General features: G+C 56.6%; 20 protein-coding genes and 1 other RNA gene. 15 read left to right on the forward strand and 6 right to left on the reverse strand.

All coding sequences use genetic code 11. The annotated features are described in order from the left end of the window. Positions 1–39: 39 nt before the first annotated feature. The 5 genes from pgk to ACWPW2_RS18215 all read left to right on the forward strand — a co-directional run bounded on the left by pgk (position 40) and on the right by ACWPW2_RS18215 (position 5044). The gene (pgk, locus tag ACWPW2_RS18195) at positions 40–1203 is read left to right on the forward strand and encodes a phosphoglycerate kinase (RefSeq protein ID WP_023481068.1); all 1164 of its coding nucleotides are present in this window, start codon (positions 40–42) and stop codon (positions 1201–1203) included. A gap of 86 nt (positions 1204–1289) precedes the next feature. Next, the gene (fbaA, locus tag ACWPW2_RS18200) at positions 1290–2369 is read left to right on the forward strand and encodes a class II fructose-bisphosphate aldolase (protein WP_023480871.1); all 1080 of its coding nucleotides are present in this window, start codon (positions 1290–1292) and stop codon (positions 2367–2369) included. Between the two features lie 188 nt (positions 2370–2557). After that, entirely contained in the window at positions 2558–3418 is an 861-nt protein-coding gene (mscS, locus tag ACWPW2_RS18205) for a small-conductance mechanosensitive channel MscS (protein ID WP_454124542.1), read from the forward strand. A gap of 139 nt (positions 3419–3557) precedes the next feature. Beyond that, positions 3558–4193, forward strand: coding sequence for an arginine exporter ArgO (gene argO, locus ACWPW2_RS18210; RefSeq protein WP_454124544.1), 636 nt, complete (start codon positions 3558–3560; stop codon positions 4191–4193). A 92-nt stretch (positions 4194–4285) separates the two neighbouring features. After that, complete coding sequence (locus ACWPW2_RS18215) at positions 4286–5044, forward strand: oxidative stress defense protein (RefSeq protein WP_023480810.1); 759 nt, start codon at positions 4286–4288, stop codon at positions 5042–5044. A gap of 39 nt (positions 5045–5083) precedes the next feature. Here the strand turns inward: ACWPW2_RS18215 and argP are convergent, their stop codons facing one another. Then, positions 5084–5977 carry a DNA-binding transcriptional regulator ArgP gene (gene argP / locus ACWPW2_RS18220; protein WP_023480875.1) on the reverse strand — a complete coding sequence of 298 codons (894 nt, stop codon included), beginning with the start codon at positions 5975–5977 and terminating at the stop codon, positions 5084–5086. A 162-nt stretch (positions 5978–6139) separates the two neighbouring features. Between argP and rpiA the strand changes: the two genes are divergently transcribed. Both rpiA and serA read left to right on the forward strand, forming a co-directional pair. After that, positions 6140–6799 carry a ribose-5-phosphate isomerase RpiA gene (gene rpiA / locus ACWPW2_RS18225; protein ID WP_023480899.1) on the forward strand — a complete coding sequence of 220 codons (660 nt, stop codon included), beginning with the start codon at positions 6140–6142 and terminating at the stop codon, positions 6797–6799. 265 nt (positions 6800–7064) lie between these two features. Continuing rightward, on the forward strand, positions 7065–8297 hold the full coding sequence (serA, locus tag ACWPW2_RS18230; RefSeq protein ID WP_023480742.1) for a phosphoglycerate dehydrogenase: 1233 nt from the start codon (positions 7065–7067) through the stop codon (positions 8295–8297). Positions 8298–8338: 41 nt separating this feature from the next. On the opposite strand, the gene ACWPW2_RS18235 is transcribed toward serA, so the two are convergent. From ACWPW2_RS18235 to zapA, 3 genes are all read right to left on the reverse strand, one after another. After that, entirely contained in the window at positions 8339–8935 is a 597-nt protein-coding gene (locus tag ACWPW2_RS18235) for a 5-formyltetrahydrofolate cyclo-ligase (protein ID WP_454124547.1), read from the reverse strand. Positions 8936–8956: 21 nt separating this feature from the next. Further along, positions 8957–9140: non-coding RNA, 6S RNA (gene ssrS, locus ACWPW2_RS18240), on the reverse strand. A 42-nt stretch (positions 9141–9182) separates the two neighbouring features. After that, positions 9183–9512, reverse strand: coding sequence for a cell division protein ZapA (gene zapA / locus ACWPW2_RS18245; protein WP_023480874.1), 330 nt, complete (start codon positions 9510–9512; stop codon positions 9183–9185). A gap of 227 nt (positions 9513–9739) precedes the next feature. Here zapA and ACWPW2_RS18250 point away from each other — a divergent pair, with 227 nt between their 5' ends. The 8 genes from ACWPW2_RS18250 to ACWPW2_RS18285 all read left to right on the forward strand — a co-directional run bounded on the left by ACWPW2_RS18250 (position 9740) and on the right by ACWPW2_RS18285 (position 19787). Further along, a complete protein-coding gene (locus ACWPW2_RS18250) occupies positions 9740–10318 on the forward strand; it encodes a YecA/YgfB family protein (RefSeq protein WP_023480800.1) in 579 nt (192 codons plus the stop codon). A 26-nt stretch (positions 10319–10344) separates the two neighbouring features. Continuing rightward, the gene (gene pepP / locus ACWPW2_RS18255; protein ID WP_454124550.1) at positions 10345–11658 is read left to right on the forward strand and encodes a Xaa-Pro aminopeptidase; all 1314 of its coding nucleotides are present in this window, start codon (positions 10345–10347) and stop codon (positions 11656–11658) included. Continuing rightward, on the forward strand, positions 11655–12833 hold the full coding sequence (gene ubiH, locus ACWPW2_RS18260) for a 2-octaprenyl-6-methoxyphenyl hydroxylase (RefSeq protein ID WP_454124552.1): 1179 nt from the start codon (positions 11655–11657) through the stop codon (positions 12831–12833). The genes pepP and ubiH overlap by 4 nt, the downstream gene beginning before the upstream one ends. A gap of 10 nt (positions 12834–12843) precedes the next feature. Continuing rightward, the gene (gene ubiI / locus ACWPW2_RS18265) at positions 12844–14046 is read left to right on the forward strand and encodes an FAD-dependent 2-octaprenylphenol hydroxylase (RefSeq protein ID WP_454124554.1); all 1203 of its coding nucleotides are present in this window, start codon (positions 12844–12846) and stop codon (positions 14044–14046) included. A 423-nt stretch (positions 14047–14469) separates the two neighbouring features. Further along, positions 14470–15564 (forward strand): glycine cleavage system aminomethyltransferase GcvT, encoded by a 1095-nt coding sequence (gcvT, locus tag ACWPW2_RS18270; RefSeq protein WP_454124556.1) that lies wholly within the window; start codon positions 14470–14472, stop codon positions 15562–15564. A 24-nt stretch (positions 15565–15588) separates the two neighbouring features. Further along, positions 15589–15978 carry a glycine cleavage system protein GcvH gene (gene gcvH / locus ACWPW2_RS18275; protein ID WP_454124558.1) on the forward strand — a complete coding sequence of 130 codons (390 nt, stop codon included), beginning with the start codon at positions 15589–15591 and terminating at the stop codon, positions 15976–15978. Between the two features lie 131 nt (positions 15979–16109). After that, on the forward strand, positions 16110–18983 hold the full coding sequence (gene gcvP / locus ACWPW2_RS18280; RefSeq protein WP_454124560.1) for an aminomethyl-transferring glycine dehydrogenase: 2874 nt from the start codon (positions 16110–16112) through the stop codon (positions 18981–18983). A 60-nt stretch (positions 18984–19043) separates the two neighbouring features. After that, positions 19044–19787, forward strand: a complete 744-nt coding sequence (locus ACWPW2_RS18285; protein WP_454124562.1) for an SDR family oxidoreductase — start codon at positions 19044–19046, stop codon at positions 19785–19787. A gap of 169 nt (positions 19788–19956) precedes the next feature. On the opposite strand, the gene ACWPW2_RS18290 is transcribed toward ACWPW2_RS18285, so the two are convergent. Both ACWPW2_RS18290 and ACWPW2_RS18295 read right to left on the reverse strand, forming a co-directional pair. Continuing rightward, complete coding sequence (locus ACWPW2_RS18290) at positions 19957–21390, reverse strand: 6-phospho-beta-glucosidase (RefSeq protein ID WP_454124564.1); 1434 nt, start codon at positions 21388–21390, stop codon at positions 19957–19959. A gap of 116 nt (positions 21391–21506) precedes the next feature. Next, positions 21507–22235, reverse strand: coding sequence for a MurR/RpiR family transcriptional regulator (locus ACWPW2_RS18295; protein WP_312119148.1), 729 nt, complete (start codon positions 22233–22235; stop codon positions 21507–21509). Between the last annotated feature and the right edge of the window lie 166 nt (positions 22236–22401).

Raw genomic sequence — 22401 nt, forward strand, 5'->3', positions numbered from 1 at the left:
AGTGTCTACAAAACTTAAGAATCATCGAGAGGATTCACCATGTCTGTAATTAAGATGACCGATCTGGATCTGGCTGGTAAACGCGTTCTAATCCGTGCGGATTTGAACGTACCGGTTAAAGAAGGGAAAGTGACCAGCGATGCGCGTATCCGTGCTTCTCTGCCGACCATCGAACTGGCGCTGAAACAGGGCGCGAAAGTGATGGTAACGTCTCACCTGGGTCGCCCGACCGAAGGTGAATACAACGAAGAATTCTCTCTGCTTCCGGTAGTTAACTATCTGAAAGACAAACTCTCCAACCCGGTTCGCCTGGCAAAAGATTACCTGGATGGCGTAGAAATCGCTGCCGGTGAGCTGGTCGTGCTGGAAAACGTACGCTTCAACAAAGGCGAGAAGAAAGACGACGAAACGCTGGCGAAGAAATATGCCGCTCTGTGCGACGTCTTTGTGATGGACGCCTTTGGTACTGCGCACCGCGCGCAGGCTTCTACTCACGGTGTCGGTAAATTTGCTGATGTCGCGTGCGCAGGCCCGCTGCTGGCAGAAGAGCTGGACGCGCTGGGTAAAGCGCTGAAAGAGCCGGCTCGCCCGATGGTAGCTATCGTTGGTGGCTCTAAAGTCTCTACCAAACTGACCGTGCTGGACTCCCTGTCCAAAATCGCTGACCAGCTGATCGTTGGCGGCGGTATCGCTAACACCTTCGTTGCGGCCCAGGGCCATAACGTTGGTAAATCCCTGTACGAAGCGGATCTGGTTGATGAAGCCAAACGTCTGCTGAGCACCTGCGATATCCCGGTTCCGACCGATGTGCGCGTGGCAACCGAGTTCTCCGAAACCGCTAACGCGACGCTGAAATCCGTTAATGACATCAAAGATGATGAGCAAATTCTGGATTTGGGCGACGTTTCCGCACAGAAACTGGCTGAAATCCTGAAAAACGCCAAAACTATTCTGTGGAATGGTCCGGTTGGCGTCTTTGAGTTCCCGAACTTCCGTAAGGGTACTGAAATCGTGGCGAACGCCATCGCTGACAGCGACGCGTTCTCCATCGCAGGCGGCGGCGACACGCTGGCTGCTATCGATCTGTTCGGTATCGCTGACAAGATCTCCTACATCTCCACTGGCGGCGGCGCATTCCTCGAATTCGTGGAAGGCAAAGTTCTGCCGGCAGTAGCCATGCTCGAAGAGCGCGCTAAGCAGTAAGATCAGCAGGGCGGGGTAACCCGCCTTAATTTCAGCGCGCTAAAAGGCACGCATTTTTCCAGGCCAAAGATACAGGACTACGTAACATGTCTAAAATTTTTGATTTCGTAAAACCTGGCGTGATCACCGGTGATGACGTTCAGAAAGTGTTCCAGGTAGCTAAAGAAAACAACTTCGCTCTGCCGGCAGTTAACTGCGTGGGCACTGACTCCATCAACGCCGTTCTGGAAGCCGCTGCGAAAGTTCGCGCACCGGTAATCGTTCAGTTCTCCAACGGCGGCGCGGCGTTCATCGCGGGCAAAGGCGTGAAGACTGACGTTCCTCAGGGCGCGGCCATTCTGGGTGCTATTTCTGGCGCGCATCACGTTCACCAGATGGCAGAACACTACGGTGTGCCGGTTATTCTGCACACTGACCACTGCGCGAAAAAACTGCTGCCGTGGATCGACGGCCTGCTGGACGCGGGTGAAAAACACTTCGCTGCTACCGGCAAACCGCTGTTCTCTTCTCACATGATCGACCTGTCTGAAGAGTCTCTGGAAGAGAACATCGAGATCTGCTCTAAGTACCTGGAGCGCATGTCCAAAATGGGCATGACCCTCGAGATCGAACTGGGCTGCACCGGCGGTGAAGAAGATGGCGTCGACAACAGCCATATGGATGCATCTGCTCTCTACACCCAGCCGGAAGACGTGGACTACGCTTACACCAAGCTGAACGCCATCAGCCCGCGTTTCACCATCGCGGCTTCTTTCGGTAACGTTCACGGCGTTTACAAGCCGGGTAACGTTAAACTGACCCCGACTATCCTGCGCGACTCTCAGGAGTATGTTTCTAAGAAACATAACCTGCCGCACAACAGCCTGAACTTCGTGTTCCACGGCGGTTCCGGCTCTTCTGCTCAGGAAATCAAAGACTCCGTAAGCTACGGCGTTATCAAAATGAACATCGATACCGACACCCAATGGGCAACCTGGGAAGGTATTCTGAAGTACTACAAAGATAACGAAGGCTACCTGCAGAGCCAGCTGGGCAACCCGAAAGGCGAAGACCAGCCGAACAAGAAATACTACGATCCGCGCGTATGGCTGCGTGCAGCGCAGACCAGCATGGTGACGCGTCTGGAGCAGGCATTTAAAGAGCTGAACGCAGTAGACGTTCTGTAATTTACGCCGCTCTTTTCCGAAAAGGCCCGCACTTTGCGGGCCTTTTTTATTGCGAATTCAATAAGCTGCTATTCGCCTGCAAATGTTAACTATTTGGCGAAAGCGCCTCTTTTTGTTTACCCTTTAGGGGGCTGTCCTTTTGGCAAGGGGCGTTTTTTCCGTTTTGGAACAATAGAAGGAAGCACAATATGGAAGATCTTCACGTTGTCGATAGCATCAACAACGCGGGCTCCTGGCTGGTAAATAACCAGGCGCTGCTGTTGAGCTATGCCGTAAATATCGTGGCGGCGATCGCCATCATCATCGTCGGTATGATTGTGGCGCGCGTTATTTCGAACGCCATTAACCGGGTGATGCGTGCAAGACACATTGACGCCACCGTTGCGGACTTCCTCTCCGCACTGGTTCGCTACGGTATTATCGCGTTTACCCTGATTGCCGCGCTGGGGCGCGTCGGCGTACAAACGGCGTCAGTGATCGCGGTGCTCGGTGCCGCCGGCCTGGCCATTGGTCTGGCGCTGCAAGGGTCGCTCTCCAACCTCGCGGCGGGCGTGCTGCTGGTGACCTTCCGTCCGTTCCGCTCTGGCGAGTATGTTGATCTGGGCGGCGTTGCCGGCACGGTATTGCAGGTGCAGATTTTCTCGACCACCCTGCGCACGCCGGATGGCCGCATTATCGTCATCCCGAACGGTAAAATCATCGCGGGCAACATCATTAACTTCTCCCGCGAGCCGGTGCGCCGTAACGAGCTAATTATTGGCGTGGCCTATGATTCGGATATCGATCAGGTTAAAAGCCTCATCACCGAGATTATCCAGGCCGATGACCGTATCCTCAAAGACCGTGAGATGACGGTACGCCTCAACGAACTGGGCGCGTCGTCGATCAACTTTGTGGTGCGTATCTGGAGTAAAAGTAGCGATCTGCAAAACGTCTACTGGGATGTACTGGAGACCATCAAGCGCCGTTTCGACGAGGAAGGGATCAGCTTCCCGTTCCCGCAAATGGATGTAAATTTAAAACAGGTTAAAGAACAACCTGTCGAGTAAGCACAAGGCCGACACTGTCGGCCTTTTTTATATCTGCCGTTATTAGCCCGGTTAATGGCAGATTAAAATTATCAATTTTACCTAATAATTCCTGCGCGTTATAGTCAGCTTCCTGCAATAAATCGAATGGATATTTAACGTGTTATCTTATTATTTACAAGGGCTTATGTTGGGTGCTGCGCTGATTTTGCCGCTGGGGCCGCAAAACGCGTTCGTGATGAACCAGGGGATCCGTAGGCAGTATCACATCATGACGGCGCTGCTCTGCACTCTGAGCGATGTTGCGCTGATTTGCGCTGGCGTCTTTGGCGGCAGTGCGTTACTGATGCAGTCGCCGTGGCTGCTGGCGCTGGTTACCTGGGGCGGCGTGTTTTTTCTGCTGTGGTACGGCTTTGGCGCGCTGAAAACCGCTTTTGCTCGTGATATCGAGCTGGAAAATGCGCAGGCGCTTCGCCAGGGGCGTGGGCAGATCATCGCCACCATGCTGGCCGTTACGTGGCTCAACCCCCATGTTTATCTCGATACCTTTGTGGTGCTCGGCAGCCTTGGCGGGCAGTTAGCGGAGATGCCGAAACGTTGGTTTGCCCTCGGCACCATCAGCGCCTCTTTTCTCTGGTTCTTCAGCCTTGCGCTGCTGGCCGCCTGGCTCGCGCCGCGTTTGCGCACCGCCACGGCACAGCGGGTTATCAATAGTCTGGTCGGCCTGGTGATGTGGTTTATCGCGCTGAAACTGGCGGCGGAAGGTGTGAACCATTTGCAAGGATTATTCAGTTAAGGTAAGTCCGATGGACAATCAGGCGTAAGTGGCTAAGCTTGCTGCCAGGCGTCCGTGCACGGGACGTAATTGAGTAACATGGAGGAGTACCTGTGAAACGTAAAGTGATAGCCCTGGCGGCAATGGTAGGTTTCAGCGCAATGGCGGTACAGGCCAGTGAATTGCCGGATGGCCCGCACATTGTCACAACGGGTACGGCAAGCGTGGATGCGACCCCCGATATCGCCACCCTGGCGATTGAAGTGAACGTCGCCGCGAAAGATGCGGCCTCAGCCAAGAAGCAGGCGGACGATCGCGTTGCGCAATACCTGAGCTTCCTTGAGCAAAACGGCATCGCCCGTAAAGATATCAACTCAGCGAACTTACGCACCCAGCCCGATTACGACTACCAGAACGGCAAAAGCATTCTGAAAGGCTATCGCGCTGTGCGCACCGTGGAAGTGACGTTGCGTGAGCTGGATAAGCTTAACTCACTGCTTGATGGCGCGCTGAAAGCGGGTCTGAACGAAATCCGCTCCGTTTCGCTGGGCGTTGCGCAATCTGAATCCTTCAAGGATAAAGCCCGTAAGGCGGCGATTGATGACGCGACCCGTCAGGCGCAGCAGCTGGCTGCCGGTTTCAATGCCAAACTCGGCCCGGTCTACAGCGTTCGTTACCATGTCTCTAACTATCAGCCGAGCCCGATGGTACGCATGATGAAGGCTGATGCACCAGCGGAGTCTGCGGCGCAGGAGACTTACGAACAGCCAACCATCCAGTTTGACGATCAGGTGGATGTGGTCTTCCAGATTGAGCCTAATCAGGCGCAACAGCAGCAGCAACAGCCACAATCAACGCCAGCCGCCAAGTAACGCTGGCCTCCCTCTCCTCGTTCGGGGAGAGGGTCTCTCTTAATCCTGTCGCAGTACCCGATGACCGAACGCCAGCAGCGCGTCGGTGACGTTGCGCATCATCCGGCTTTCCGGCGCAAAGCGGTGCCAGTAGAGCATGCGGCGTTGCAGCAGACCCGGCGTCAGGTCGATAAGCTCACCGCTCGCCAGCTCTTTTTCGATTTGCAGATGTGGGATCATGCAGCAGGTGGTTCCCTGGCGCGCCAGCTGCACAAAGGCTTCCGATGAGTTAACGATGTGGCAGGGGACGCTGCCGGGCGGCAGATCGAAATATTGCTGCAAAAAGGCCTGATGCATATCGTCGAGATGGTCAAACGCCACCGCAGGCGCTTTCAGCAGCGCGGAACGCGTTACGCCGTTGGGGAAGTAGCGTTCGGCAAACTCTTTCGAGCCAACAAACAGGTAATCGAGCGCACCCAGTTTATCCACCAGGCAGCTTGGCAGCGCCTGTGGCTGAATACTCACCGCGCCAACCACTTCACCGCGACGCAGACGCTCCTGGGTGCGGGTTTCATCTTCCACCTGCAAATTGAGGCGAATCGGGGAGTCGACCAGCACCGGCGCCAGCGCGGGCAGCAGCCAGGTTGCCAGGCTGTCGGCGTTAACCGCCAGCGACAGCAGCAGCGGCGTAGAGCCGGTTTGCTCGTCGCCCAGCCACTCCTCTTCCAGCAGCTCAACCTGGCGCAACAGCGCCAGCAGCTTTTGCCCCTGCTCGGTGGGACGCGGCGGTACGGTACGCACCAGCAATGGCTGCCCGAACATGTTCTCCAGTTGCTTGATACGCTGTGACACGGCGGATTGAGTAATACAGAGCTTTTGCGCAGCACGCTCAAACCCACGCTCACGAATGACTGCATCAAGTGCCTGTAGTGTTCTGTAATCCGGACGTTTCATTGCTCGGGCAATCTCCTGAAAAATAGTCTTTCGCACTATGACATAAATTTCCCGTCGTGGCAGACGAAAATGGTTGTCGCGTATTGTGACACAGGTCACAGGGACTTTTCGGCAGAGCCTATTTATAATGCGCCTGAAATTTCACACCACAGGCGAACGACCATGACGCAGGATGAACTCAAAAAAGCAGTGGGCTGGGCAGCACTTCACTATGTTGAACCCGGCACCATTGTCGGCGTAGGCACCGGCTCTACCGCGGCACACTTTATTGACGCGCTGGGTACCATGAAAGGGCAGATTGAGGGTGCGGTTTCCAGCTCGGATGCTTCCACCGAGAAGCTGAAAAGCTTAGGCATCACCGTTTTCGATCTTAACGCGGTCGATCGCCTGGGGATCTACGTCGACGGCGCGGATGAGATCAACGATCAGATGCAAATGATCAAAGGCGGCGGCGCGGCGCTGACCCGTGAGAAGATCATCGCCTCAGTGGCGGATAAGTTTATCTGTATCGCGGATGCCTCCAAGCAGGTGCCGATCCTCGGCAAATTCCCGCTGCCGGTTGAAGTGATCCCGATGGCGCGCAGCGCGGTCGCGCGGACGCTGGTAAAGCTGGGCGGTCGCCCGGAGTATCGCCAGAATGTGGTGACGGATAACGGCAACGTCATCCTCGATGTCTATGGTCTGGAAATTCTCGATCCCATCGCGATGGAGAACACCATCAACAATATTCCCGGTGTGGTCACGGTGGGTTTATTCGCGAATCGTGGGGCTGACGTAGCGCTGATTGGCACCCCGGATGGCGTCAAAACCATCGTGAAATGATCTGACCGGGAGGCAGCGGTCTCCCGGTAAAAATCTGACATCGTTAAATTCGGTGATATCTGTCACGTTTTTCCCCTTCATCTCGCATCCCTGCCGCGAGCCTCTGCTTTTCCAGCATTTTTCTCTGCCATTTCCCGCTGGATGACATTTCTTCAGAGCGGTGACGCAAACGTTCATATTGCCGCGATAGTTTTTTTTGATATGTTGGCTAACGCGGTTTTCCTCCGCACAACATCACAGTCAGACATAAAACAGGGTCGGGTAAATGGCAAAGGTATCACTGGAGAAAGACAAGATTAAATTTCTGCTCGTCGAAGGGGTGCACCAGAAAGCGGTCGAAAGCCTCCGTGCGGCGGGTTATAACAACATCGAATTCCACAAGGGCGCACTGGACAGCGAGCAGCTGAAAGAGTCCATCCGCGACGCCCACTTCATTGGCCTGCGATCCCGTACTCAACTGACTGAAGATGTCATCGCCGCAGCGGAAAAGCTGGTCGCTATCGGCTGTTTCTGCATCGGCACCAACCAGGTGAACCTGGAAGCGGCAGCCAAACGCGGTGTGCCGGTCTTTAACGCCCCCTTCTCCAACACCCGTTCCGTGGCGGAGTTAGTGATCGGCGAACTGCTGCTGCTGATGCGCGGCATTCCGGAAGCGAACGCCAAAGCGCACCGCGGTATCTGGAATAAGCTGGCGGTCGGCTCCTATGAAGCGCGCGGCAAAAAGCTCGGCATCATTGGCTACGGCCACATTGGTACCCAGCTTGGCATTCTTGCTGAATCGCTGGGGATGCACGTCTTCTTCTACGATATTGAGAACAAACTGCCGCTCGGCAACGCCACCCAGGTGCAGCATCTCTCCGATCTGCTGAATATGAGCGACGTGGTCAGCCTGCACGTGCCGGAAAACGCCTCAACGAAGAATATGATTGGCGAAGAGGAGCTGGCGCTGATGAAGCCGGGCGCACTGCTGATCAACGCCGCACGCGGCACGGTGGTTGATATTCCGGCGCTGTGCGATGCCCTGAAGCGTAAGCACCTGGCGGGCGCGGCGATTGACGTCTTCCCGACCGAACCGGCGACCAACAGCGATCCGTTCGACTCACCGCTCTGCGAGTTTGATAACGTTATCCTGACGCCGCACATCGGCGGTTCCACTCAGGAAGCGCAGGAGAACATCGGCCTTGAAGTTGCCGGTAAGCTGATTAAGTACTCTGATAACGGCTCCACGCTCTCGGCAGTAAACTTCCCGGAAGTCTCTCTGCCGCTGCACGGCGGTCGTCGTCTGCTGCATATCCATGAAAACCGCCCTGGCGTACTGACGGCGCTTAACCAGATTTTCGCCAGCCAGAACATCAACATCGCGGCACAGTATCTGCAAACTACGCCACATATGGGCTACGTTGTCGTCGATATCGAAGCGGAAGAAGAGGTTGCGCAGACCGCGCTACAGAGCATGAAAGCGATTCCGGGCACCATTCGTTCCCGTCTGCTGTTCTAAGTTGCGTTACCCGTTCCTCTCCCGTCCGGGAGGGGAACAACCTACCACTCCCACACCGTTGATGGTGTGATCACCGCAGGCAGCGGAATATCCCACTCCTCCACCGGCAACTTCTCTACGCGCTGGCAATCATGGGCATAACCGACCGGCTGCACGCCATACGCGCGCCAGTTTTGCAGCGTTCTGTCGTAGAACCCGCCGCCCATGCCGAGGCGCTGCCCCTGTTCATCAAAGGCGACTAACGGCGTGATCAGCACGTCAAGCTGGCTCAGGGGAAGCACATCACGCACGTCCAGCTTCGGCTCCTGAATTTTCAGACGATTGGTCACCAGTTCGCTGTGCGGATGGTAGTGCAAAAAGAGCAGATTACCGGGACTGAAGGGGTGTAATACGGGAAGGTAAACGCGTTTGCCGCTTCGCCAGAGCTGTTCGATCAGCGGTTGTGTATCGAGTTCGCCGTCAAAGGAGAGAAACAGGGCAACAGTGTGTGCCATGACAACAGGAGGCCAGGCCATCATGCGCAGTGCGGCTTGTTCAGCGAAATGGCGCTGCTGGGAGCTGGTGATTTCTCGTCGGCGTTGACGAATCTCTTTGCGTATTGCTTGTCGTGACGGAAGTGAATCGGGCAGTTGCGTCATGGTCGTTGTTGGTAGAAGAGGGGAATCTCCGAGATGCCGCCGCAGGCTGTAACCCTTGAACCCTTGGTTCAAGGTGAATGTGTCGTCATGATTTTAAGGCTTCTCGGACGGACCGAGCATGCTCACCAACCATGGATCGCCACACTCTGTTGGTATGAAATATCGGCTCAGGGGACTGGCCCGCTTGCAAACATCTCAGAGAATTTTTTAACTTCACTGTCAATCTACCATAGTTGACCTTGAAGTATTATTCAAACTTCGGCCCCGGTCTTTCCGTTATGCGACCCTGATCAAGTAAAGCCTGTTCAATGGTCTGCTGTAACATCTTAATACGCTGCTCCATGCTGGCGGCGTAATCACGGGTTTTTGCCTTTTCCTGAGCAAGCTCGTAGCTGATATTCAGCGCGGCGATAAACACCAACTGCTCAGTATTTGTGACTCTAGTGCGAACCTTCAGATCTTGCAACCGCTGATTCAGATCTTCCGCAGCCTGATTCAGCGCATCTATCTGCTCAGGCGGGCAGTTCACGCGGAGTGAACGGCCAAAAATTTGGATATCGACGGGTTGTGCAGACATGCCACCTTCCTGCTGTTTGACTGCGCTCTGCCTTCGCATTCGAGCCCTGGGCTGCGAAGGGGCGACACTATAAGCGACCCTGGTCAGTACTTTCAACTATTTTACGTCTATACCTTAAGTAATCCGCGTACATGCAATGGCATGTAACGTGAACCATCACGGGTATATCACCAGGGTCCAAAGTGGTAGCATACCATGAATATTTCCCCCAACGACGACGAATGCGCATGTCTATACAGAACGAAATACCTGGTTACAAGGAAGTAGGCCAGTTACTCAACCAACAAGGCGTGGGATTGCATCCTGCTGAAATGCATGGGCTGATCGCGGGGATGCTCTGCGGCGGCAACAAAGACACCTCATGGCAGCCGCTGCTGCATGATTTGACTAACGAAGGGCTGGCCTTCGGCCACGAGCTTGCCCAGGCGCTGCGTGCAATGCATGCCGCCACCAGCGATTCGCTGGAAGATGACGGCTTTCTCTTTCAGCTCTACCTGCCGGAAGGCGACGACGTTAGCGTCTTTGACCGCGCCGATGCGCTGGCAGGCTGGGTCAATCACTTCCTGCTGGGTCTTGGCGTCTCACAGCCGAAGCTCGACAAAGTGACCGGCGAAACCGGCGAAGCGATTGACGACCTGCGCAACATAGCGCAGCTGGGCTACGACGAAGACGAAGATCAGGAAGAGCTGGAGATGTCTCTGGAAGAGATTATCGAGTATGTCCGCGTCGCGGCGCTGCTCTGCCACGATACCTTCACGCGCCAGCAGCCGACCGCACCGGAAGTGCGCAAGCCCACACTACACTAATTAGCTTTTTACATGGAGGAGGTGTCATGACACAGCTTGAGTTTCTCCGTCGTCGCCAGGCTTTACTGGCGCAGATGGTTCCGGGTAGCGCGGCGTTGATCTTTGCCGCGCCGGAAGCGACCCGCAGCGCAGACAGTGAATACCCCTATCGCCAGAGCAGCGATTTCTGGTATTTCACCGGTTTCAACGAGCCGGAAGCGGTGCTGGTGCTGATCAAAAGCGATGACACCCACAACCACAGCGTGCTCTTTAACCGCGTGCGCGACAAAACCGCTGAAATCTGGTTTGGTCGCCGTCTTGGGCAGGAGGCCGCGCCGGAGAAGCTCGGCGTCGATCGCGCGCTGGCGTTCCCGGAGATTGACGAGCATCTCTATCAGCTGCTCAATGGCCTCGATGCGGTCTATCACGCGCAGGGCGAGTACGCTTATGCGGACACCATCCTCTTTGCCGCGCTCGACAAGCTGCGCAAAGGTTCGCGCCAGAATCTGAAAGCGCCCGCCACGCTGACCGACTGGCGGCCCATCGTGCATGAGATGCGCCTGTTTAAATCCGCTGAAGAGATTGAAGTGCTGCGCCGCGCGGGTGAAATTTCCGCGCTGGCCCATACCCGCGCGATGCAGGTGTGCCGCCCGGGCATGTTTGAGTATCAGCTGGAAGGCGAAATTCAGCATGAGTTCAACCGCCACGGCGCGCGCTTTCCCTCCTACAACACCATTGTTGGCGCGGGCGAAAACGGCTGCATCCTGCACTACACCGAGAACGAAAGCGAAATGCGCGCGGGCGATCTGGTGCTGATTGACGCGGGCTGCGAATACCAAGGCTATGCCGGCGATATCACCCGCACCTTCCCGGTCAGCGGCAAATTTACCCCGGCGCAGCGTGAGATTTACGACATTGTGCTCGCCTCGCTGGAACGCGCGCTTGAGCTGTTCCGCCCTGGCACCTCGATTCAGGAAGTGACCGGCGAAGTGGTGCGCATTATGGTGAGCGGTCTGGTCAAGCTCGGCATTTTGCAGGGCGATGTTGACGAGCTGATTGCGCAAAGCGCTCACCGCGCCTTCTTTATGCATGGCTTGAGCCACTGGCTGGGGCTGGATGTGCATGACGTCGGTGTTTATGGCCAGGATCGCTCCCGCGAACTTGCGCCAGGCATGGTGCTTACCGTCGAGCCGGGGCTCTACATCGCACCGGACGCCGATGTACCGGAGCAGTATCGCGGCATCGGCATTCGCATCGAAGATGACATTGTGATCACCGATAGCGGCAATGAGAACCTGACTGCCAGCGTAGTCAAAAAAGCCGATGAGATTGAAGCGCTGATGGCGAAGGCGCGCGCATGAGCGTGATCATCGTTGGCGGCGGCATGGCTGGCGCAACCCTTGCGCTGGCAATTTCACATCTGACACAGGGCAAGCTTGCCGTTCATCTGGTGGAAGCGAACGCGCCCGGCGCGCAGGATCACCCCGGTTTTGACGCGCGTGCTATCGCGCTGGCGGCAGGCACCTGCCAGCAGCTGGCGCATATCGGCGTCTGGCAGGCGCTTGCCTCCTGCGCGACGCCTATCTCAACCGTACACGTCAGCGATCGCGGCCATGCCGGTTTCGTCACGCTGACGGCGGAAGAGTACCGGCTTGATGCATTAGGCCATGTGGTTGAGCTGCATGATGTCGGGCAGCGGCTCTTTAAGCGGCTGCAAAACGCGCCGGGCGTTACGCTTCACTGCCCGGATCGCGTCGATCGCTTTACCCGCAGCCAGGAGCAGGTGACGGTGACGCTGCAAAGCGGCAAGCAACTTACCGGAGAACTGCTGGTGGCGGCAGACGGCTCGCGCTCATCGATTGCCGGGCAGCTCAATATCGACTGGCAGCAGTCGCCTTATGACCAGGCGGCGGTGATTGCCAATGTCACCACCTCCGTTGCCCATCAGGGGCGCGCGTTTGAGCGCTTTACTGAACATGGCCCGCTGGCGATGCTGCCGATGTCGCAGGGGCGCTCTTCGCTGGTGTGGTGTCACCCGCGTGAGAAACAGCAGCAGGTGGCGAGCTGGTCAGACGAACAGTTTTGCGATGAGTTGCAAAAAGCTTTCGGCTGGCGTCTTGGCCGCATCCTGCATGCCGGAAAGCGCAGCGTCTACCCGCTGGCGCTCTCTACTGCCAGCTCATCCGTCTCCCATCGCGCCGTGCTGGTGGGGAATGCCGCGCAGACGCTGCATCCCATTGCCGGGCAAGGCTTTAACCTTGGCATGCGCGATGTAATGACGCTGGCGGAAACCCTTTCGCAGGCCTTTATCGAACAAACTGATGTGGGAAGCTATCCGCTTTTGCTGCGTTATAACCAGCGTCGGCAGGCAGATAAAGCTGCCACCATCGGCGTGACGGATGGGCTGGTGCATCTCTTCGCCAACCGCTGGGCGCCGCTGGTCGTTGGGCGCAACCTCGGGTTGATGGCGATGGAACTATTTACCCCGGCGCGTGATGCGCTGGCGCAACGAACCCTCGGTTGGGTCGCCCGTTAAGGAGCTAAGAGTGCAGAGTGTTGATGTTGCGATTGTTGGCGGCGGCATGGTGGGGCTGGCATTAGCCTGCGGCCTGCAAGGGAGCGGGCTGCGCGTGGCGGTGCTGGAACAAACGGTTCCCGAGCCGCAGGCTGCGGATGCCCCTCCGGCGCTACGCGTCTCGGCGATTAACGCCGCCAGTGAAAAATTGCTGACGCATCTCGGCGTCTGGTCAAACATCGTTGCCGGGCCGGTTGGCTGCTATCACGGCATGGAAGTGTGGGAGAAAGATAGCTTCGGGCGCATCTCCTTTGACGATCTGAGCATGGGCTACAGCCATCTTGGCTACATCATTGAGAACACGCGCATTCACCAGGCGCTGTGGGATCAGGCGCAGCAGTGCAAAGATGTCACGCTGATTGCGCCAGCGGAGTTGCAGCAGGTCGCCTGGGGGGAGAACGAAGCGTTCCTGACCCTGAAAGAGGGCACCATGCTGACAGCGCGTCTGGTGGTGGGGGCTGATGGCGCTAACTCGTGGCTGCGCAACCGCGCGGACATTCCGCTTACCTACTGGGACTATCACCATCACGCGCTGGTGGCGACGATCCGCACCGCCGAGCCGCACCAGGCTGTCGCGCGCCAGGTTTTCCATAATGATGGCATCCTCGCGTTTCTGCCGCTGAACGATCCGCATCTTTGCTCGATCGTCTGGTCGTTGCCGCCGGAGCAGGCGAAGGCGATGCAGGAGAGCAGCGCTGAGGCGTTCAACCAGGCGCTGACCGTGGCTTTCGATAACCGCCTCGGTCTGTGCGAGCTTGAGAGCGAACGCCAGACTTACCCATTAACCGGGCGTTATGCGCGGCAGTTTGCCGGGCATCGTTTAGCGCTGGTTGGCGATGCGGCGCATACCATCCATCCTTTAGCTGGCCAGGGCGTTAACCTCGGCTTTATGGATGTGGCAGAGCTGATTGCTGAGCTGCGTCGTTTGAGCCGCGACGGCAAAGATATTGGTCAACATCTCTACCTGCGCCGCTACGAGCGCAGCCGTAAACATAGCGCCGCGATGATGCTGGCGAGCATGCAGGGTTTTCGCGAACTGTTTGCCGGTTCGAATCCGGCGAAAAAACTGCTGCGTGATATCGGCCTGAAACTGGCTGATACCCTTCCCGGCGTTAAACCGCAGTTATTGCGTCAGGCTTTAGGGCTTAACGATCTGCCGGAGTGGTTACGTTAACTGCGTCACACTTTCCCTTCCCGGCCCCGGGAAGGGAAGCTCTCCTCTCATTTGAAATATTCTAATTTCACCCCCATTCTCAGATTAGTTTTTCTCATGTCGTTAATTTTGGCTCACGCGCTTTTTTGCTTTTAACTGGCAGTAAATGCTAATTACCTGTCCGATAAGCGCGCATAACTAACCTCTTATCCTCGGTTTGTGGGGGCTTTTCACTATATTCCACTGCGGTTATCTCAGGGCTTTTTGGTCATAAGCTAATGTGATGACCGGTTTTTCCTTATGGTTAAGCGCACCTTTCGGTGATAAGTTCAGGCCAAAGAGAACGTTTGCGTCACCGCCTGTAACAGGGCATCAACACGCTTTTTTGCCGCCGGAAACGCGTTGCGAAAAACGTGATAGCTCAGCGTATTCGATGAGGAAAAGATGGCTCAGCAGACCCCTTTATTTGAACAACATACTCAATGCGGCGCCCGCATGGTCGACTTCCACGGCTGGATGATGCCCCTGCATTACGGCTCACAGCTTGATGAGCACCACGCAGTGCGCTCCGACGCCGGCATGTTTGATGTTTCACACATGACCATCGTTGACCTGAAAGGCAGCCGGACCCGCGAATTTCTGCGTTATCTGCTGGCAAACGATGTAGCGAAGTTAACCAAACCCGGCAAAGCGCTCTACAGCGGCATGCTTAATGCTTCGGGCGGCGTGATTGATGATTTGATCGTCTACTACTTTACCGAAGATTTCTTCCGCCTCGTTGTTAACTCCGCCACCCGCGAAAAAGACCTCTCCTGGATTTCCCAACACGCCGAACCTTATGCCATCGACATCACCGTGCGCGACGATCTCTCGCTTATCGCGGTGCAGGGTCCGCATGCGCAGGAGAAAGCCGCCAGCCTGTTTACCGACGCGCAGCGCGAAGCGGTCTCTGGCATGAAACCCTTCTTCGGCGTGGAAGCGGGCGACCTCTTTATCGCTACCACCGGGTATACCGGTGAAGCCGGGTATGAAATTGCCCTGCCGAATGAAAAAGCCGCCGACTTCTGGCAAGGCTTGCTGAATGCGGGTGTAAAACCCTGCGGGCTCGGCGCGCGCGATACGCTGCGCCTGGAAGCGGGCATGAACCTCTACGGTCAGGAGATGGATGAAGGCGTTTCGCCGCTGGCGGCCAATATGGGCTGGACCATCGCCTGGGAGCCGCAGGATCGCGACTTTATCGGACGTGATGCCCTTGAGCAGCAGCGCGAAAAAGGCACCGAGCAGCTGGTTGGCCTGGTGATGACCGAAAAAGGCGTACTGCGTAATGAACTGCCGGTGCACTTTACCGATGCGCAGGGCAATGTGCAGAAAGGGGTGATCACCAGCGGCACCTTCTCGCCGACGCTTGGCTACAGCATTGCGCTGGCCCGCGTTCCGGCAGGGATCGGCGAGACCGCCGTGGTGCAGATCCGCAACCGCGAAATGCCGGTTAAAGTCACCAAACCTGTTTTTGTGCGCGCCGGTAAAGCGGTCGCGTAACGTTATTTTTCTGGAGAGAAAACAATGAGCAATGTACCAGGCGATCTGAAATACAGCAAAGAACACGAGTGGCTGCGTAAAGAAGCGGATGGCAGCTATACCGTTGGTATCACCGAGCATGCGCAAGAGCTGCTGGGCGATATGGTGTTCGTTGACCTGCCGGAAGTCGGCACTACCGTCAGCGCTGGCGACGACTGCGCCGTGGCAGAGTCGGTAAAAGCGGCATCTGATATTTATGCGCCGATTGGCGGTGAAATCGTTGCGGTCAACGACAGCCTGAATGATTCGCCGGAGCTGGTAAACAGCGCGCCGTATGGCGAAGGCTGGATCTTCAAAATCAAGGCCAACGATGAGGCGGAAGTCGAAGCGCTGTTAGACGCAACCGGCTATAGCGCGCTGTTAGAAGACGAATAATGGTGTGCCGGATGGCGCGACGCGTCTCCGGCCAGCATCGACGTCTATCAACAGGCCGGTGAAGCGTCGCGCTTCCCGGCAAGCCAGTCCTTCGTTTTATCTATTACCGCACGTTTCAGGAACCTTCGCTCATGACTCAGACTTTAAGCCAGCTTGAACATCACGCCGCGTTTATCGGCAGGCATATTGGCCCGGACACTACGCAACAGCAGGAGATGCTGAACAGCGTCGGTGCAGAATCGCTCGACGCGCTGATCGGGCAGATCGTGCCGAAAGATATTCAGCTCGCCGCACCGCCGCAGGTGGGGGAGTCCACCACCGAATATGCCGCGCTCGCTGAACTGAAAACCCTGGCCCGCCGTAACAAGCGCTTTAAGTCTTACATTGGCATGGGTTACACCGCCGTGCAGCTACCGCCGGTGATCCTGCGTAATATGCTGGAGAACCCGGGCTGGTACACCGCTTACACCCCTTATCAGCCGGAAGTGTCGCAGGGGCGTCTCGAATCCCTGCTCAATTTCCAGCAGGTAACCCTCGATCTTACCGGCCTCGATATCGCCTCCGCTTCGCTGCTGGATGAAGCGACCGCCGCCGCTGAAGCGATGGCGATGGCAAAACGCGTCAGCAAACTGAAAGGCGCGAACCGCTTCTTCGTCGCAGCCGATGTCCATCCGCAAACGCTGGATGTGGTTCGCACCCGTGCGGAAACCTTCGGCTTTGAGGTGATTGTCGATGAGGCAGAGAAAGCTCTCGATCACCAGGATCTCTTTGGCGTGCTGCTTCAGCAGGTGGGGACCACCGGCGAAGTGCACAACTACAGCGCGCTGATTGCCGAGTTAAAATCGCGCAAAATCGTGGTCGGCGTTGCCGCCGATCTGATGGCGCTGGTGCACCTGACCGCACCGGGCAAACAGGGTGCGGATATTGTTTTCGGCTCCGCGCAGCGCTTCGGCGTGCCGATGGGCTACGGCGGCCCGCATGCCGCCTTCTTTGCCGCGAAAGATGAATTCAAACGCTCCATGCCGGGGCGCATTATCGGCGTCTCCAAAGATGCGGCCGGTAACACGGCGCTGCGCATGGCGATGCAGACCCGCGAGCAGCATATTCGCCGCGAGAAAGCCAACTCCAATATTTGTACTTCGCAGGTGCTGCTGGCCAATATCGCCAGCCTCTATGCGGTGTTCCACGGCCCGCAGGGGCTGAAACGTATTGCCGGGCGCATCCATCGCCTGACCGATATTCTCGCCGCTGGTCTGCAGCGCGGCGGCCTGAAACTGCGTCACGCGCACTACTTTGACACGCTCTGCGTTGAAGTCGCGGATAAAGCTGCGGTGCTGGCGCGTGCCGAAGCCCATGAAATTAACCTGCGCAGCGACATTCTCAACGCCGTCGGCATTACGCTGGATGAAACTACCACCCGCGAGGATGTGCTGGCGCTGTTCAGCGTTCTGCTCGGCGACGCACATGGCCTTGAGATCGACGCGCTGGATAAAGAGGTTGCCCTCGACAGCCGCTCTCTGCCTGCTGAGATGGTGCGTGACGATGCGATCCTTACCCACCCGGTGTTCAATCGCTACCACAGCGAAACCGAGATGATGCGCTATATGCATTCGCTTGAGCGCAAAGATCTGGCGCTCAACCAGGCGATGATCCCGCTCGGCTCCTGCACCATGAAGCTCAACGCCGCGGCAGAGATGATCCCGATCACCTGGCCGGAATTTGCGGAACTGCACCCGTTCTGCCCGCCGGAGCAGGCGGAAGGTTATCATCAGATGATCGCGCAGCTCTCCGACTGGCTGGTGAAACTGACCGGTTACGATGCGCTCTGTATGCAGCCGAACTCCGGCGCGCAGGGTGAATACGCTGGTCTGCTGGCGATCCGCCACTATCACGAAAGCCGCAATGAAGGGCATCGCGATATCTGCCTGATCCCAAGCTCTGCCCACGGCACCAACCCGGCTTCGGCGCAGATGGCGGGTATGCAGGTGGTGGTCGTGGCCTGCGATAAGAATGGCAACATCGATCTGGCCGATCTGCGCGCGAAAGCGGAGCAGGCGGGCGAAAACCTCTCCTGCATTATGGTGACCTACCCGTCAACGCACGGCGTCTATGAAGAGACGATCCGCGAAGTGTGCGAAGTGGTGCATCAGTTTGGTGGCCAGGTTTACCTTGATGGCGCGAACATGAACGCGCAGGTCGGCATCACCTCGCCGGGCTTTATTGGCGCGGATGTGTCGCACCTCAACCTGCATAAAACCTTCTGTATCCCGCACGGCGGCGGCGGCCCGGGCATGGGGCCGATTGGCGTGAAAGCGCATCTGGCACCGTTTGTTCCGGGTCACAGCGTAGTGCAAATTGAAGGCATGCTGACGCGTCAGGGCGCGGTTTCCGCCGCACCGTTTGGCAGTGCGTCGATCCTGCCGATCAGCTGGATGTATATCCGCATGATGGGTGCCGAAGGGCTGAAAAAGGCGAGCCAGGTGGCGATCCTCAACGCCAACTATATCGCCAGCCGCCTGAAAGAGGCCTTCCCCGTGCTCTACACCGGCCGTGATGGACGCGTAGCGCATGAGTGCATTCTCGATATTCGCCCGCTGAAAGAGGAGACCGGCATCAGCGAGCTGGATATCGCCAAGCGCCTGATTGACTACGGATTCCACGCCCCGACCATGTCCTTCCCGGTTGCCGGTACGCTGATGGTTGAACCGACGGAGTCTGAAAGCAAAGTCGAACTGGATCGCTTTATCGACGCGATGCTGGCGATCCGCGCTGAAATCGAACGTGTGAAACAGGGCGAGTGGACGCTGGAAGATAACCCGCTGGTCAACGCGCCACACACCCAGCATGAGCTGGTGAGCGAGTGGAACCACGGCTACAACCGCGAGCTGGCAGTCTTCCCGGCGGGCGCGGTAAACAAATACTGGCCGACCGTGAAACGTCTGGATGATGTTTATGGCGACCGCAATCTCTTCTGCTCCTGCGTGCCAATGAGCGAATATCAATAATCGATTGATTCAACTATCTTTTAAGGGCGCTTCGGCGCCCTTTTTCTTTGGGAGAGCATCATGGCAATAGCATTAGTAACCGGCGCAAGCCGGGGAATTGGTCGAGCCACCGCGCTGTTACTGGCGCAAGAGGGCTATACCGTCGCAGTGAATTACCATCGTCAGCGCGACGCCGCTGATGAGGTGGTAACAGCGATCCAGGCGCTGGGCGGCAACGCATTTGCGGTACAGGCGGATATCAGTGATGAAAGTCAGGTTGAAGCGATGTTTGCGCGCATTGACGAAGAGGGGCTACCGCTGACCGCGCTGGTCAATAACGCCGGCATTCTGTTTCAGCAGAGCCGGGTGGAAGCGTTGAGCGCGGCGCGCATCAACCAGGTGCTGGCGACGAATGTGACGGGCTATTTCCTCTGCTGTCGCGAAGCGGTAAAGCGCATGTCGAAACAGCATGGCGGGCAGGGCGGCGCGATTGTGAATGTCTCGTCAGCCGCGGCAAGGCTTGGCTCGCCAGGGGAGTATGTTGATTATGCGGCGTCAAAAGGGGCGATAGATAGTTTAACCACCGGCCTGTCGCTGGAGGTGGCGGCAAGCGGCATCCGCGTAAACGGCGTGCGTCCGGGATTTATTTATACGGAGATGCATGCCAGCGGCGGCGAGCCGGGACGCGTCGATCGCGTCAGCAGTGCCATTCCGATGCAGCGCGGCGGGCAGCCGGAAGAGGTGGCGCAGGCGATTGCCTGGCTGTTAAGCGATAAAGCCTCCTATGTGACAGGAAGCTTTATCGATCTGGCCGGGGGAAAGTAGCGTTTTTATGCCTGATGGCGCTTCGCTTATCAGGCCTACAAATTGAATGCAGCGCAATGCTCTTGTAGGCCGGATAAGGCGCAGCTGCCGTCCGGCAACGTTCAAACGTGGTGCAAATCTGTCGTAGGCCGGATAAGGCGCAGCCGCCATCCGGCAACGCCTCAATAGATCACAAATTCTCGCCGTTGCTGGCGATCACTTCCTTGTACCAGTTAAAGCTCTTCTTGCGTGAGCGCGACATATCGCCGGTGCCGTCGTCGTGCTTGTTCACGTAGATAAAGCCGTAGCGCTTGCTGTACTGGCCGGTGGTAAAGGAGACGCAGTCAATGCAGCCCCACGGGGTGTAACCCATCAGATCGACGCCATCATAGGTGACGGCTTTGACCATCTCTTTCACATGCGCGCGCAGATAATCGATGCGGTAATCATCGTTAATGCTGCCATCCTCTTCGACTTTGTCGTAAGCGCCGAAGCCGTTTTCAACGATAAACAGCGGTTTCTGGTAGCGCTCATACAGCTCGCAAAGGGCGTAGCGCAGGCCAACCGGGTCAATCTGCCAGCCCCAGTCGGAGGCTTTCACATGCGGGTTCGGCACGCTGCCCTGGAAACCGGAGAGCGCATCGCCCGAGCCGCCTTCGGCTTTCACTGCGTTGGTCATGTAATAGCTGAAGCCCAGATAGTCGCAGCACCCTTCGCGCAGGATCGCTTCATCCCCGGCTTCCATTTTGATGTTAAAGCCGCGACGCTCCCACTCGTTAAGCACATAAGAGGGGTAGTAACCGCGCAGCTGAACATCGGTAAAGACATAACGCTCGCGCATTGATTCCTGCGCGTACATCACATCTTCAGGCTTACAGGAGAAGGGATAGAGCGGTACCATCGCCAGCATGCAGCCGATCTGCATCGACGGGTTGATGCGGTGACCAATCTTCACCGCCATCGCGCTGGCGACAAACTGGTGATGCAGCACCTGGTACATCGTCTCTTCCGGGTTTTCGTGCTCGGTATAGACCACGCCGGAGCAGCAGTAGCCGAACAGCGGCGCGCGCCAGTTGCGCTGGTTGTTGATCTCGTTGAAGGTCATCCAGTATTTGACCTTGTTTTTGTAGCGCTCAAACACCACTTCGGCGAAACGCACAAAGAAATCAACCACTTTACGGTTGGTCCAGCCGCCGTACTCCTGCACCAGGTGCAGCGGCATCTCAAAGTGGGAGAGGGTAATGACCGGCTCGATGTTGTACTTCAGCAGCTCATCGAACACATCGTCGTAGAACTTCAGCCCCTCTTCATTCGGCTGCAACTCATCGCCCTGCGGGAAGATGCGGGTCCAGGCAATTGAAGTTCGGAAACATTTGAAGCCCATTTCGGCAAAGAGTTTGATGTCCTCTTTGTAATGGCCATGAAAATCGACGGCCTCGTGGTTCGGGTAGTATTTTCCCGCTTCCACCTGCTGGGTGATTTCGCGCGGGACGCCGTGTGCGCCGCCGGTCAGCACGTCGCAGATGCTCGGGCCTTTGCCGCCTTTATTCCAGCCGCCTTCTACCTGATGCGCGGCAACGGCGCCGCCCCATAAGAAATCTTTCGGTAAGGTCAATTTTTTCATCGTTGCTCTTCTCGTCATATTGGCTGCCAACGAGTCTAGCAAAGGCGAAATGAATGTCACGATATAACAAATTGCCGCTGCGGTAATTTGTTACATCGGAAAAACACCCTGTTTTTTTATGCTATTTTCTTCGCCAGTTTACGCCCTAGCGACTCGAGAATATAAACCACCGGAATTTGTGTCGTAATATCGTACCCGCCGGAAATACGCATTTGCGGCACGTGCCAGGAGATATTGTAATCCGCGAGTTTCGCCAGGCGTGAATGTTCATGGCTGGTAATCGAGAGGACTTTGCAGTGATGCAGGCTGAACTGACTGGCAAAACGCAGGATCTCCTCGGTTTCTCCAGAGACTGAGAGCACAATTGCCAGCGCATTTTTCGCCATATCATTGGTCACCGGGAAATAGGGGTCATCGATATGGTTACTGAATTTGCCAATATTTGAGAAAAATCGTGCGCCATATTTCGCCAGCGCTCCCGAGGTGCCCGCCCCGACGAAAATAATGCGCTCGGAGGATAATATGATGTCGACGGTGCTATCGAGTAATTTATCGAATTCGTCGTTATTAACGCTTTTAAAAAAGCTGATTACTTCGCTGGCACCGACATTAGCCTGCGGCGGCTCGTTCTGTTCCAGATACAATTTAAAGCGCACGCGAAACTCGGAATACCCCTCGCAGTTAAGCTTGCGGCAAAAGCGCAGCACCGTGGTGGTCGAGACGCCCGCCGCGTCGGCCAATTCGCGGATCGTCATGTACATCACTTTGTCGCGGTTTTTGACCACAAAGTTGTAGACCATCATCTCCAGGGTGTTGAGGCTGGCGATGGCAGAGTGGGTAAACATCGTCACGGCGGTGTCCTTTGCTGCTGATAATGTAGCCAGCCCTTGTCGGGCCTGCCTGCAAATGTGCCTCATGCTGCCACAACAACGGCTCGCGCGCCCCGACTTTTAGCCGATCCTCAGGCAGTGACACATTCATATGCGAAATATTTTAGCGTACAGGTGTGCA

This window comes from Kosakonia sp. Marseille-Q7440, from assembly GCF_965119485.1.